The sequence below is a fragment of the Bosea sp. 685 genome (assembly GCF_031884435.1).
Classification (GTDB): domain Bacteria; phylum Pseudomonadota; class Alphaproteobacteria; order Rhizobiales; family Beijerinckiaceae; genus Allobosea.
Genome location: NZ_CP134779.1, coordinates 5716037 through 5728639 on the forward strand (window position 1 = coordinate 5716037; position 12603 = coordinate 5728639).

Here is a 12603-nt window from a genome sequence, read left to right on the forward strand (position 1 = left end):
ATGCCTCTCACCAGCAAGGGTTTCCCGCTCTTCCTGACCTTCGATCTCGATGCCGAGACGATGTGGACCGGGCGCGACCCGGCCTATGCCAACCGTCCGATCCTGATGTCGCAGGGCGCCTATGGCTGGAAGGTCGGCACGGGCCGCGTGCTCGATCTGCTCGATCGCTACGGCGTCAAGGCGACCTTCTTCGTGCCCGGGCTGATCATCGACCAGCGCCAGGGGCTGATCGAGGAGATCCTGAAGCGCGGCCATGAGCTCGCCCATCACAGCTACAGCCACAAATGGATTTTGAGCCTCACGCCCGAAGAGGAGCGCGAGGAGATGGAGAAGGCGTTCCAGTCGATCCTGCGCGTCAGTGGCAAGCCTCCGCGCGGCTGGCGCTCGCCGGCGGCCGAGATCAGCCCGATCACCATGCCGATGCTGGTCGAATACGGCTTCGACTACTCCTCCAATTTCTTCGACGACGACTCGCCCTATCTGCACGAGGTCGAGGGCAAGCAGACCAAGATCGTCGAACTGCCCTTCCGCTGGGTGCTCGATGACGCACCCTTCTTCCAGTACTCGATCGTGCTACCCGGCCGCACCATGCAGGCCCCGTCCGCGCTGCTCGAAGCCTGGAAGAGCGAATTCGACGTGCTCTATGCCGAGGACCGGATGATGATGATCGGCATGCATCCCGAAATGATCGGCCAGCCCTCGCGCATCAAGGTGCTGGAAGGGCTGATCGAGCATGCGCTGAAGCATAAGAATGTCTGGATCGGGCGCTGCGACGAGATGGTCGACGATATGCGGCCCGGTCTGGAGACGGCGCGGGCGGAGGCCAGGCGATGAGCGCCGGGCTCAGCGGCCGGCGCATCCTGATCACCGGCGCCGCCAAGGGCATCGGGCTTGCGACGACGGAGCGCTTCATTGGGGAAGGCGCGCACGTCGCGGCGCTCGACCGGGACGAGGCGGCATTGGCGGCTTTGGCCGAGCGTTTCGACCGCAGCCAGCTCCATCCGGCCAAGGCCGATGTCGCCGATCCGGCTTCCGTGGCGGCTGCCGTGGCTGAGAGCGCCTTAGCTCTCGGCGGGCTCGACGGCATCGTCAATGCCGCCGGCATCGATCTCGTCGCCGATATCGAGGCGATGGCGCTCGTCGACTGGAGCCGCGTGCTCGCCGTCAACCTGACCGGGCCGATGCTGGTGATGCAGGCGGCCTTCGCGCATCTCAGGGCAGCCGGCGGCGGCACCATCGTCAACGTTTCCTCGGGCGCAGGCCTCTCCCCGTTGAAGCACCGCACCGCCTATTGCGCCTCGAAAGCCGGTTTGCAGATGGCGTCCAAGGCGCTCGCCATGGAGGCGGCGGAATTCGGCATCCGCGTCAACACGGTCTGCCCCGGCGCCGTCGAGACAGAACTCTTCCGTTCCGGCATCGATGCATCCCCCGATCCGCAGGCGGCCTATGAGGCGGTGCGCGCCCGCTACGCGCTCCAGCGCGTCGCCGCGCCCGAGGAGATCGCCGCCGCGATCCTGTGGCTGACCTCAGCCGAATCCTCCTACGTCACCGGCACGGCGATCGCCGTCGATGGCGGCCGCACATTTCATTGAGGAGCAGATCTTGTCACTGAGGAGCAGCTCATGACCGCCAGCGCAGGCCGCTTTTCCGGCAAGGTCGTGGCGATCACCGGCGCTGCCCACGGCATCGGCGCAGCCACCGCCCGGCGCTTCCTGGCCGAAGGCGCGCGTGTCGCCGTGATCGACCGCGAAGGCGAGGGTTTTGCGGAGAGCTTCAAGGACGTGCCCACCGAGCGGTTGCTGACCGTGGCGGGCGACTGCACCGATGCCGCCGTGCTCGCCGATTTCCATGCGCGCACGGTCTCGGGCTTCGGGCAGGTCGACATCCTGTTCAACAATGTCGGGCAGAGCGGGCGCGAACGCGCCGCCCAGTTCCATGAATCCGAGGAGGAGGTCTGGCGCTTCGTGCTGGAGGTCTCACTCTTCACCGCGATGCGGATGTCTCGCCTCGTCGTGCCGGCGATGCGCGAGCGCGGCGGGCGGATCGTCAACATGTCGAGCGATGCGGCCTTCGTCGGCGATGCCGGCCTGACCGATTATGCCGCCGCCAAGATGGGCATCATCGGTTTCACCCGCGCCTTGGCGCGGGAACTCGCGGCTCATCGCGTCACCGTCAACGCGGTGGCGCCCGGCGCGATCCGCACCCGCGCCCATGACCGGCTGGCGCCTGCCGTGATTGAAAAGATCAAGGCGACGACGCCTGCCGGCTTCATCGCCGAGCCGGAGGATGTCGCGGGCTGCGTCGCATTCCTCGCGAGCGAGGACGCCCGCTATGTCACCGGCCAGACGCTGCTGATCGATGGCGGCCGCTGGATGATCTAGGGGGAGAACGAGCATGACCGCCATCGCCGAACTGTCTGCCATCACGCTCGCCACGGCTATTCGTGCGCGCGAGGTGTCGCCCGTGGAGGCTGTCGACGCGGCGCTCGCCCGTATCGAGGAGCGCCGGGAGCTCAACGCCTTCATGGCTGTTTGCGCCGAGCGGGCACGCAGCGAGGCGAAGGCGGCCGAGGCCGCGATCATGAACGGCGCAGCGCTCGGCGCGCTCCACGGCATCCCGTTTTCGGTCAAGGACCTGACCAACACGGAGGGCGTCGCCACCACGCAGGGGTCTGCCCTGTTCGCCGGCACGGTGCCCTCCTCCGATGCCGTCGCGGTCGCCCGGGCGCGCGCAGCCGGCGCGATCCTGATCGGCAAGACGACGACGCCGGAATTCGGGCACAAGCCCTTCACCGAAGGACCGTTCTTCGGCCGCACCCTCAACCCCTGGAGCCATGACCACACCTGCGGCGGCTCGTCGGGGGGCGCGGCGGTCGCGATCGCGGCAGGGATGGGGCCGCTGGCGCTCGGCTCCGATGGCGGCGGCTCGATCCGCATCCCCGCCGCCTGCTGCGGCGTCATCGGGCTCAAGGCGACGCTCGGCGCGATCCCGAACCTGCAGGCGCCCGATATGTTCGGAGCCAATTCCTATGTCGGGCCGATGGCGCGCGACGTCGCGGATACGCGGCTGATGTTCGACGTGCTGGTCGGGCCCGACGGGCGCGACCCTTACGGCCAGGTCGAAACCCTGCCGCGCCGGGAGCCGGGCGAGGGCGAGCGCCCGCGCATCGGCTTCCTGCTGCGCTGCGGCAATGTGCTCGATCCGGAGGTCGAGAGCTCCGTTCTCGCTGCGATGAAGCAAGCCGAGGCGCTCGGCATGATCGTCGAGCCGATCGAGCTCGATCTCATCTCGCTCGAACCGCATTTCCTGGTGCTGCTGCGCTCGCTGCTGCTGGCGCGTCTCGGCGGCCACGCGGCGCGCTCGCCTGAAAAGCTCGACCCGACCCTCATCGCGACGATCGAGGCCGGGCGCGCCTATAGCGCCGCCGATCTCTGCGAGGCGCAATTCGCTCGAACGAGCTGCTTCTCGCAGATCCAGGACATCCTGTCCCGCTTCGACCTCATCGCCTCACCGACGCTGTCGACGCCGGCCCTGCCGGTCGATCTTGATCCGCTCGGCCGCATCGCGATAGCGGCGCGCGACGCCGGCACGATCCGTGGCGCCTGGTATCCCTATACCTTCCCCTTCAATCTGACGGGGCATCCGGCCCTGTCGATGCCTTGCGGCCTCTCCGGGGGCGGCCTGCCGATCGGCTTGCAACTCGTCGGGCGCTGGCATGAGGACGGCTATCTGCTTGATGTCGCCGCGCGCCTGGAGGCGGCGCTCGGCTTCACAGCGCGCCCGCCAGCCTAGAGCATGCCCTTGCCGGCATCCGAGCCGCGTCGCGCCTGGCGCGCCCGCAGGCTCAGGATCGCAGCGAGCGCCAGGCCGATCACGAGGAAGGAGACGCCGGTGGTGACGGTGCCGAGCGCGTAGATCTCCGGCGTCGTCACGGTCGAGGTCAGCGCCTGGAGTTCGAGCGGCAGGGTGTTCTTCTCGCCGATCGCCTGCGAGGAGCGCGCGATCTCGTCCCAGGACAAAGTGAAGCCGAAGAGCCCGACGCCGATCAGCGAGGGCAGGATCACCGGCAGGATGACATGAGCGAAGGTCTGCCAGGGCGTCGCCCCCTGGTCGCGCGCCGCTTCCTCCAGCCGGCCGTCGAAGCGGTTGAAGATCGCGAACATGATCAGCAGGCCGAAGGGCAGGGCCCAGGTCAGATGCGCGCCGAGGCCCGAGGTGAAGATGCCCATGGCGGTGGTGTAGCTTTCGGCGATGAAGCCCGGCGCATAGGCTTTCACCGCCTCGTCGAAGAGGCGAAACTGCAGGGCGATGCCGAGCGATGTCACGATCGAGGGCACGATCAGGCTGGCGATGGTGACGTAGAACAGCAGGTTCTGACCCTTGAAGCGCTTGCGGAAGGCAAGCCCCGCCAGCACCGAGAAGACCATGGTGATCAGCATCACCGTCAGCCCGAGCTGGAGCGAGCGCCAGAAGGCCGATTTGATGTCGACGATGCCGCCGCCGCTCCAGAGCTTGCCGAACCAGTGCAGCGAGACCCCGTTCATCGGGAAGGTCATGCCGCCGGTCGGCCCCTGGAAGGAGAGCACGAAGATCGCGATCATCGGGCCGTAGAGGAACAGCACGAACAGCCCGAAGAAGGCGGCGAGCCAGTAGAAGGAAGCGGGACGGCCCTCGCGCATCGGGTCAAAGCTCCTTCCGAATGTCGACGAAGCGGTTCAGCGCCGTGATGATCAGGAGCGTGATCGCGAGAAGGATCACCGCGTTGGCCGCCGCTGGCGGGAATTGCAGCGCATTCAGCCGCGTCTCGATGATCTTGCCGGCCGAGGCGATCTGCTGCCCGCCCATCACGCCGACCGTGATGAAATCCCCCATCACGATGGTGACGACGAAGATCGAGCCGATGACGATGCCCGGTTTGGCCAGCGGGATGACCACGTTCCAGAGCGTCTGCCAGCCGCTGGCGCCGGCGTCATAGGCGGCCTCGAGCAGGCGCTTGTCGATGCGCGCCATCGAATTGAAGATCGGGATCACCATGAAGAAGGTGAACAGGTGCACGAAGGCGAGCACCACCGAGAATTGCGAGAACAGGAGCCATTCGATCGGCTGATTGATCAGGCCGACATTGATCAGCGCGCTGTTGACGAGACCGTTGCGGCCGAGCAGCGGCACCCAGGAGATCATCCGGATGACGTTCGAGGTCCAGAACGGAATCGTGCAGATGAGCGCGAGCGTCATCTGCATCGTCACGGACTGGACGTGGAAGGCGAGGAAATAGGCGATGGTGAAGCCGATCACCAGCGTGATCGCCCAGACGATCAGGCAGAACTTCACCGTCGAGAGATAGGTCTTCAGGATGGTGCAAAGCTCGGGCAGCCGGTCGTAGCAGCCCTCGAAGGTCTCGACATAGGAGCGCGTCGTGAAGCTCGGGATGATCGAATAATCGTTGTAGTCCCAGAACGAGACCATCACGACGAAGAGCAGCGGAACGACGAAGAACAGCGCGAAGACGCCGGCAAAGGGCAAGGCCTGAAGCCAGGCCGGCGGCGCGTAGGCAGTTTTCGTCGCTGGCATGGGTGGGGCTTTTCGGTCCGTTCAGGGCCTAACATGTGTCGTCAAACCGCGCCGTCATCCTGGGCGACCGCAGGTCGTCCCGGGATCCATCGTAGGGCTCAGGCGCTCTACGATGGATCCCGGATCTGCGCCGCTTCGCGGCTTGTCCAGGATGACGGCGCGGGTGTCATCAATCGATCGACGATGTGCAGAGGCGGCTCACCTCAAGCCGCGATGAACTCGTTCCATTTGCGGACCATGTAGTCGTTCTCGTCCATCACCGCGTTCCAGCAGGCGACATTGCCCATGCGGTCGTCATAGGAGCCACCGTCGCGGCTCGAGCCGGCCTTCTCCAGGAGCGAACCGTCGGGACCCTTGATGTCCTTCTCGGCAGCCTTGCCCTCCATCCAATAGGCCCACTCATAGGGCTCCATATTGGCCTTGGCGGTGGAGAGGACGGCGGAATAGTAGCCTTGCCGGTTGAGATAGGCGCCAGCCCAGCCCGACAGGAACCAGTTGACGAACTCATAGGCGAGCTCGGCCTTGCGGCCCGTGACCGATTTCGACAGGCAGAAGCCCGAGGCCCAGGAGCGATAGCCCTCCTTCAGCGGCTGGAAGGTGCAGTCGATACCCTTGGTGCGCACCGCCGTGACGGCCGGCGACCACATCGACTGGATCACCGTCTCGCCCGAGGCCATCAGGTTGACGCTCTCGTTGAAGTCCTTCCAGAAGGCGCGGAACTGGCCGCTCTTCTTGGCCTCGGTCATGACCTTCATGGTCAGGTCGATCTCGGCGCGGGTCATGTTGCCCTTGTCGGGATATTTGTAGAGCCCGGCGGCCTCGACCACCATCGCCGCATCCATGATGCCGATCGAGGGTATGTTGAGGATCGAGGCCTTGCCCTTGAATTCCGGGTTCAGCAGCTCCTTCCAGCTCTCGATCGGGCGCTTGATCAGGTCCGGGCGGATGCCGAGCGTGTCGGCGTTGTAGACGGTCGGGATCAGCGTCACCCATTGCGTCACGCTGGACGCGAATTTGGTCGAGTTCGCGCCCTCGACGAACATCACCTTCTTGGGTGCGGTGCCCTGGTCGCCGATGACCTTGCCATTGGGCAACTGGCCCTTGGTGAAGACCGGCGTGATGTTGTCGAACTCCTTGATCTTGCGGGCGTCCATGCCGAGGATGTTGCCGGAAGGCACGAGCTTCTTCAGGCTGAAATACTCGGTGTCGAGCACGTCGAAGGAATTCGGCTGGGTGATGACGCGCTTGGTCACGTCGTCGGTCGTCGCCGAGATGTATTCGATGGTGATGCCGGTGTCGGCCTTGACCTTCTTGGTGATGTCGTCGGCCTGGTTCACGGCCGTGCCGAGATAGCGCAGCACCTTGGGCTCCTGCGACCAGACCGCGGGGAAGCCGGTGATCGCGCCCGAACCGGCGGCGACGCCAGCAGCGGCGCCGGCGCCCTTCAGCAGCGTGCGTCGCGAGACGCCTTTCGTATCCTTCGTTGCCTTACCCATCACTCTCTCCTCCTCATCGATCTTGCTCATCGATCTTGTTGTCAGCTGGCGGCACCCAGCCGGTGGATGTCGGCCTCGCGCCAGCTCACGGCGACGGTGTCGCCGGGGTTGAACGGCTCGGCATCAAAAGCAGCTTCGCTCAGATTTGCGGTCAGTTCCGTGGCGAAATCCGCCGCCAGGCCGATCTGGACATAGGAGCCCTGATATTCGACATCGCTGACCACCGCGGTACGGGCTGCGCCGTTCACGGCCTTGGTCAGGCGCAGCTTGTCGGTGCGGACCGCAATCACGCCTGATGCATCGGCGACGATGTTGTGGCCGCCGATGAAGCGGGCGATGAAGGCGGTCGCCGGGGCATTGAAGACCTCGCGCGGCGTACCCGCCTGCTCGATCAAGCCCTGGTTCATCACCACCATCAGATCGGCCAGCGCCATCGCCTCGTCCTCGCCATGGGTGACGTGGATGAAGGTGATGCCGAGCTCCTTCTGCAGCTTCTTCAATTCGGCGCGCATCTTGATGCGCAGGAACGGATCGAGCGCCGAAAGCGGCTCGTCGAGCAGCAGGATCTGCGGCTTGGTGATCAGGGCGCGGGCGAGCGCGACGCGCTGCTGCTGCCCGCCTGAAAGCTGCGCCGGCAGGCGCTCGGCATAGCGCTCCATCGCGACGAGCTCGAGCAGGCGCATCGCCTCCGCCCGGCGCTCTGCCTTCGCGACGCCACGCATCTTCAAGGAGAAGGCGACATTGTCGACGCAGGAGAGATGCGGAAACAGCGCATAACTCTGGAACATCATCGCCGTGCCGCGCCTGGCCGGCGGCAGATCGGTGACGTTGGTCGGGCCCAGGATGATGTCGCCTTCGCTCACTGCCTCATGGCCGGCGATCATCCGCAAGGTCGAGGATTTGCCGCAGCCGGAGGGGCCAAGCAGGCAGCAATAGGTGCCGGCCTTGACGCGCAGATTGATCGCGTCGACGGCGATCGTCGCGCCATAGCGCTTGGTGACCTGAACGAGTTCGAGATCGGAACCGCGCAATCCTGCCTCCTGGTTGGGCATGGCCCTACAAGGGGCGTGCCAAAGCCTGGACGAGGAGAGGATGAGGTCCGAATTGGCCGTGGCCGGGTAAGAACGACCTGAAATGCCTACGCATTAGGCATTTGCCCATGGAATGACGGGCCGCGCTCGATTCAGTCGAGCGGCCCGTCTGTTCAACCTGCTTGTCTGTCCTTGCGGCCATCGCCGGCAGGATCAGACGACGGCCTGCGCTCCCAAGACCGTTTTCGGCTCAAGATAGCCTTCAAGGCCGAAGGCGCCGTGCTCGCGCCCGATCCCGGATTGCTTGAACCCACCAAATGGCGCCAGCGGTTCGTGATGCAAGCCATTGATCAGAACGCGCCCGGCCTGGAGCCGCGAGGCGACGTCACGCGCTCGCGCGACATCGGCGGAGATGACGCAGGCCTGGAGCCCGTAAACCGTGTCGTTGGCGATCGCCACCGCCTCCGCCTCGTCGCGATAGCTGATGATCGAGAGCACAGGCCCGAAGATCTCCTCGCGCGCGATGATCATGCCGTTATGGACGCCGCTGAACACCGTCGGTTTGACGAAATAGCCGGCCTCGAGCCCTTCGGGCTTACCTTCGCCACCGATCAGCAGACGCGCGCCCTCTTCCAACCCGATGCGGATATAGCGTTGCACCCGTTCCCATTGTCGCTGGCTCACCATCGGGCCGATCGCGGTCGCCGGATCGCGCGGATCCCCGGCCTTGGTCGCATCGACCGCCTTCCGGGCCAACGCCTCCACCTCCTGAAGCCTGGTTTGCGGCACGAGAATGCGCGTACCGGCGATGCAGGCCTGCCCGCTATTGATGAAGCCGGCGGCGATCGCGAGCGGCACGGCGGTGGCAAGATCGGCATCGTCGAGGATCAGCGTCGGCGACTTTCCGCCGAGCTCCAGCGTCACGCGCTTCATCGTCTCGGCCCCGGCGCGCATGATCGCCTTGCCCACGGCGGTCGAGCCGGTGAAGGAGATCTTGGCGACATCGGGATGGGCGCTCAGTTCCGCGCCAACGATATCGCCGCGCCCATTGACGATATTGAAGACACCGGGCGGCAATCCCGCCGCGTGCAGGGCCTCGCAAACGACCTGCGTCTGGATCGCGCTCATCTCGCTCGGCTTGATCACGGCGGTGCAGCCTGCCGCGATCGCGGTTGCGAGCTTGTTGCAGATAAAGCCGGCATTGGCGTTCCAGGGCGTGATCAATCCGACGACGCCGACGGGCTCCATCACCACCTCGGCCGCGCCGATCCGGCGGAGCAGCGAGATATCCTCCAGCGTGCTCGCGGCATCGAGAAAGGACTGCGCGGCGTATTTCGCGCCCCAGGAGGCCCGCGCAACCGGCGCGCCATATTCCTCGATCGTAGCCTGCGTGATCGCGTCGAGCCTGGCCATGACCGCCTCGTGCAGGCGCTTCAGCATGGCGATCCGCTCGGCCTTGCTGGTGCGGGACATCGCCGGAAAGGCCGCTTTGGCCGCGGCGATGGCGCGCTGCGTATCCTCGACATCGCCCAGGCGGACGCGGCCGATGACCGCGCCGGTCGCAGGGTTGAACAGGTCGAACAGCTCCTCGCCATGCGGAGCGACAAAGGCGCCGTCGATATAGACCGTGTCGATGATGCGCATGGAGTTCTCCAGGGTTCGGCGATGACCGCATGGAGATAGGAGGCTAGGATTGATCGGATAAGCCGCATAAATTTGCACGACATCATGAGAGAATCAAAACAATGTCGCGAAGCGCCCTCAGCGATTTCGAGGCCGTCATTGCCCTGGCGCGGCATGGCCGCTTTCGCGCCGCCGCGACCGAGCTCGGCATGTCGCCTTCCGCACTCAGCCATGCCATCGCCGCGGTCGAGGCACGCCTGGCCTTGCGGCTCTTCAACCGCACGACACGCAGCGTCTCGCTGACGGCGGCCGGCGAACAGCTCGTCAATCGGATCTCACCCGCCTTGGCCGAGATCCGCGACGCCGTCGACGCCGCCAACAGCCATCGCGAGACACCGATAGGCACGCTGCGCCTCAACAGCTCGGTCGGCGCGGCGCGCCAGATCATGCAGCCGATCGTGTTCGAGTATCTGCGCCGCTATCCGCAGATGAAGATCGACCTCGTCACCGAGGACAAGCTCATCGACATCGTGGTCGACGGCTTCGACGCCGGCATCCGCCTGGTCGAGGCACTGCCGCGGGACATGATCGCCGTGCCTTTGGGTCCGGAGCAGCGCATGGTCGTGGTCGCGTCGCCGGCCTATCTCACTGAGAACCCGCCGCCGCGTTCGCCGGCCGACCTCCTCGCGCATCGCTGCATTCGCAGCCGCATGGGAAGCGGCGCAATCTGGCGCTGGGAGTTCGAACGTCGCGGAGAGCGAGTCGTCGTCGACGTGCAGGGCCCCCTCACGCTCGATGAGAACGGCCTGATGCTGGAGGCAGCGCGCGCCGGATTCGGCCTGAGCTATCTCGGCGAATGGAGCGTCGCCGCCGATCTCGCATCCGGGCGGCTTGTGCGCGTGCTCGACGACTGGACGCCGCCCTTTCCCGGCCTGTGCCTGTACTATCCGGGGCGTCGCCATGTTCCGGCGGGGCTTCGTGCGCTGATCGATCTCATCAAGGAGAGGCGCGCACATCCTCCTGGTTGAAAATCCACGATGTGGCCGCGCAGCAGGAACCGGCGACCATCTTCAGCCCCGGACTGGCCGCCATTTTGCTAAGCTGGCCGCAGTCGAGGTTTCGCCTCGCTTTGCAAAATGCCGCTTGATCAAGACGGTCTTCCGGCGGACTAAAGCGGACGCTGCGGCGAGCAGGCCGTAAGCGACCGGATTATCTGGAAGAGGGGATCACCATGGTTTCGCGCAGGGATATCGCCACGGCCATTGGCGCCGCGGCCGTCGGGATAGCGGCTGCCGGCATCGTCTCGCCAGCTGCCGCCCAGGCGCCAGCAGCCGGAGGCGAGACCGCCTTCGAACGCATCCGCCGGACCAAGAAGCTGCGCATCGGCGCGGTGGCGGGAGCTGCCCCCTATTACAACAAGGATATCGCGACCGGTCAGTGGGGCGGCTTCTATATCGACCTGTCGAAGGCGCTGGCCGAGGAGCTCGAAGTCGAGCTCGAGATCCTCGAGACGACCTGGGGCAATTCCGTCCTCGACCTGCAGGCAAACAAGATCGACATCTTCTTCGGCCTCAACCCGACGCCCAAGCGCGCCCTGGTGGTCGATTTCTCGGTGCCGGTGTTCAACAACGCCTTCACGATGATCACCAAGAAGGGCCTGGGCAAGAAGACCTGGGACGATTTCAACAACCCCGCCCTCAAGATCACCGTCGATGCCGGCTCCTCGCAGGACCAGGTCGCGACACGGCTCTGCTCGAAGGCGCAGATCTCGCGCTTCAAGAGCGTCGACGACGCAGCTGCTGCCATCATGACCGGCCGCGCCGACGCGCAATGCATCGTGATGATGCTCTCGCTGACCATGCTCAAGAAGAACCCGGCGCTCGGCGAGCTCGTGGTGCCGACCCCCGTCTTCGCCACGACCTCGAACGCGGGCTTCCGCCGCGAGGCCGACCAGACCTGGCCCAAATATGTCAACACCTGGCTCGAGTTCAATCGCGGGCTCGGCCTGATCCGCAGCGTGATCATCAAGAACATGGAGTCGGTCGGCGTCACCGAAGCCGACATGCCTGCCGGCGTCCAGCTCTGAAGGCATAGCACGATCTAGCCAATGGCCCCGCCTGTCCTGTGTGGACCGGCGGGGTTGCCCGACATCGTTCCGTGGCGATCCCGCCCGGAGCAATGCCCTCGGGCCCTCTCTATGGATGCCCTACCATGTATCAATGGGATTTCGGCTCGCTCTGGAGCTATCGCTGGCTGTTCCTGAACGGCTTGTGGGTCACGGTCGGCTTCACCGTCGCCATCGTCGTGCTCGGGCTGCTCATCGGGCTTGTGGGAGCGCTTGCTAAACTCTCTCCCTTCGCCCCGCTGCGCTGGCTCGCGCTCGCCTATATCGAGGTCTTCCGCTGCACGCCCGTGCTGGTGCAATTGGTCTGGTTCTATTACGCCCTGCCGATCCTGAGCGGCATCGAGATCTCGGCCGTCACGGCCTCGATCCTGGCGCTTTCGCTCTATGGCGGCTCGTTCTATGCCGAGATCATCCGCGGCGGCATCGTCTCGATCGACCCCGGCCAGCCGGAAGCCGCAGCCGCGCTCGGCATGACCCCGTTCCAGTCGATGCGCCGGATCATCCTGCCCCAGGCGCTGAAGCGCATGATCCCGCCGCTGATGAACCAGTCGATCATCCAGTTCAAGAACACCTCGCTGGTCTCGGTGCTGGCGGTGCCGGATCTGCTCTATCAGGGCCAGATCGCGGCGCATGACAGCTACCGGCCGCTGGAGGTCTACAGTGCGGTCGCGATCGCCTATTTCGCGCTTCTCTTCCCGCTCACGATCATCGTGCGGCAAGGCGAGAAGAAGCTGTCCACCAGCGATTGAGGCCAGGC

At 65.4% G+C, this 12603-nt stretch carries 12 protein-coding genes; 7 read left to right on the plus strand and 5 right to left on the minus strand.

Annotated features, from left to right (window positions below; all coding sequences use genetic code 11):
* From RMR04_RS27905 to RMR04_RS27920, 4 genes are read left to right on the plus strand one after another with little or no spacing between them, the layout of a single operon-like run.
* Positions 1-834 carry a polysaccharide deacetylase family protein gene (locus tag RMR04_RS27905; protein ID WP_311911773.1) on the plus strand — a complete coding sequence of 278 codons (834 nt, stop codon included), beginning with the start codon at positions 1-3 and terminating at the stop codon, positions 832-834.
* On the plus strand, positions 831-1592 hold the full coding sequence (locus tag RMR04_RS27910) for an SDR family NAD(P)-dependent oxidoreductase (protein ID WP_311911774.1): 762 nt from the start codon (positions 831-833) through the stop codon (positions 1590-1592). Before RMR04_RS27905 ends, RMR04_RS27910 begins: the two co-directional genes overlap by 4 nt.
* Before the next feature lie 30 nt (positions 1593-1622).
* Complete coding sequence (locus tag RMR04_RS27915) at positions 1623-2381, plus strand: SDR family NAD(P)-dependent oxidoreductase (RefSeq protein WP_311911775.1); 759 nt, start codon at positions 1623-1625, stop codon at positions 2379-2381.
* A gap of 13 nt (positions 2382-2394) precedes the next feature.
* Positions 2395-3792, plus strand: coding sequence for an amidase (locus RMR04_RS27920; protein WP_311911776.1), 1398 nt, complete (start codon positions 2395-2397; stop codon positions 3790-3792).
* On the opposite strand, the gene RMR04_RS27925 is transcribed toward RMR04_RS27920, so the two are convergent.
* The 5 genes from RMR04_RS27925 to RMR04_RS27945 all read right to left on the minus strand — a co-directional run bounded on the left by RMR04_RS27925 (position 3789) and on the right by RMR04_RS27945 (position 9742).
* Positions 3789-4679 carry an ABC transporter permease gene (locus tag RMR04_RS27925; protein ID WP_311911777.1) on the minus strand — a complete coding sequence of 297 codons (891 nt, stop codon included), beginning with the start codon at positions 4677-4679 and terminating at the stop codon, positions 3789-3791. The genes RMR04_RS27920 and RMR04_RS27925 overlap by 4 nt on opposite strands.
* Positions 4680-4683: 4 nt before the next feature.
* Positions 4684-5571 carry an ABC transporter permease gene (locus RMR04_RS27930; RefSeq protein ID WP_311911778.1) on the minus strand — a complete coding sequence of 296 codons (888 nt, stop codon included), beginning with the start codon at positions 5569-5571 and terminating at the stop codon, positions 4684-4686.
* Positions 5572-5774: 203 nt separating this feature from the next.
* Complete coding sequence (locus tag RMR04_RS27935) at positions 5775-7067, minus strand: ABC transporter substrate-binding protein (protein WP_311911779.1); 1293 nt, start codon at positions 7065-7067, stop codon at positions 5775-5777.
* Between the two features lie 41 nt (positions 7068-7108).
* Positions 7109-8119, minus strand: coding sequence for an ABC transporter ATP-binding protein (locus RMR04_RS27940; protein WP_410492163.1), 1011 nt, complete (start codon positions 8117-8119; stop codon positions 7109-7111).
* 192 nt (positions 8120-8311) lie between these two features.
* Positions 8312-9742, minus strand: a complete 1431-nt coding sequence (locus tag RMR04_RS27945) for an aldehyde dehydrogenase family protein (RefSeq protein WP_311911781.1) — start codon at positions 9740-9742, stop codon at positions 8312-8314.
* Positions 9743-9843: 101 nt separating this feature from the next.
* Between RMR04_RS27945 and RMR04_RS27950 the strand changes: the two genes are divergently transcribed.
* The 3 genes from RMR04_RS27950 (at position 9844) to RMR04_RS27960 (ending at position 12595) form a co-directional block, all read left to right on the plus strand.
* Positions 9844-10749, plus strand: a complete 906-nt coding sequence (locus tag RMR04_RS27950) for a LysR family transcriptional regulator (RefSeq protein WP_311911782.1) — start codon at positions 9844-9846, stop codon at positions 10747-10749.
* A gap of 203 nt (positions 10750-10952) precedes the next feature.
* Positions 10953-11807 (plus strand): transporter substrate-binding domain-containing protein, encoded by an 855-nt coding sequence (locus RMR04_RS27955; RefSeq protein ID WP_310158829.1) that lies wholly within the window; start codon positions 10953-10955, stop codon positions 11805-11807.
* A 125-nt stretch (positions 11808-11932) separates the two neighbouring features.
* Positions 11933-12595, plus strand: coding sequence for an amino acid ABC transporter permease (locus RMR04_RS27960; protein ID WP_311911783.1), 663 nt, complete (start codon positions 11933-11935; stop codon positions 12593-12595).
* The last annotated feature ends 8 nt before the right edge of the window (positions 12596-12603 follow it).

What these genes read in the sequence shown, in the direction of transcription:
- RMR04_RS27905 (WP_311911773.1), top strand. Translation starts at nt 1, where the DNA reads ATGCCTCTCACCAGCAAGGGTTTCCCGCTCTTCCTGACCTTCGATCTC.
- RMR04_RS27910 (WP_311911774.1), top strand. Translation starts at nt 831, where the DNA reads ATGAGCGCCGGGCTCAGCGGCCGGCGCATCCTGATCACCGGCGCCGCC.
- RMR04_RS27915 (WP_311911775.1), top strand. Translation starts at nt 1,623, where the DNA reads ATGACCGCCAGCGCAGGCCGCTTTTCCGGCAAGGTCGTGGCGATCACC.
- RMR04_RS27920 (WP_311911776.1), top strand. Translation starts at nt 2,395, where the DNA reads ATGACCGCCATCGCCGAACTGTCTGCCATCACGCTCGCCACGGCTATT.
- RMR04_RS27925 (WP_311911777.1), bottom strand. Translation starts at nt 4,679, where the DNA reads ATGCGCGAGGGCCGTCCCGCTTCCTTCTACTGGCTCGCCGCCTTCTTC.
- RMR04_RS27930 (WP_311911778.1), bottom strand. Translation starts at nt 5,571, where the DNA reads ATGCCAGCGACGAAAACTGCCTACGCGCCGCCGGCCTGGCTTCAGGCC.
- RMR04_RS27935 (WP_311911779.1), bottom strand. Translation starts at nt 7,067, where the DNA reads ATGGGTAAGGCAACGAAGGATACGAAAGGCGTCTCGCGACGCACGCTG.
- RMR04_RS27940 (WP_410492163.1), bottom strand. Translation starts at nt 8,119, where the DNA reads ATGCCCAACCAGGAGGCAGGATTGCGCGGTTCCGATCTCGAACTCGTT.
- RMR04_RS27945 (WP_311911781.1), bottom strand. Translation starts at nt 9,742, where the DNA reads ATGCGCATCATCGACACGGTCTATATCGACGGCGCCTTTGTCGCTCCG.
- RMR04_RS27950 (WP_311911782.1), top strand. Translation starts at nt 9,844, where the DNA reads ATGTCGCGAAGCGCCCTCAGCGATTTCGAGGCCGTCATTGCCCTGGCG.
- RMR04_RS27955 (WP_310158829.1), top strand. Translation starts at nt 10,953, where the DNA reads ATGGTTTCGCGCAGGGATATCGCCACGGCCATTGGCGCCGCGGCCGTC.
- RMR04_RS27960 (WP_311911783.1), top strand. Translation starts at nt 11,933, where the DNA reads ATGTATCAATGGGATTTCGGCTCGCTCTGGAGCTATCGCTGGCTGTTC.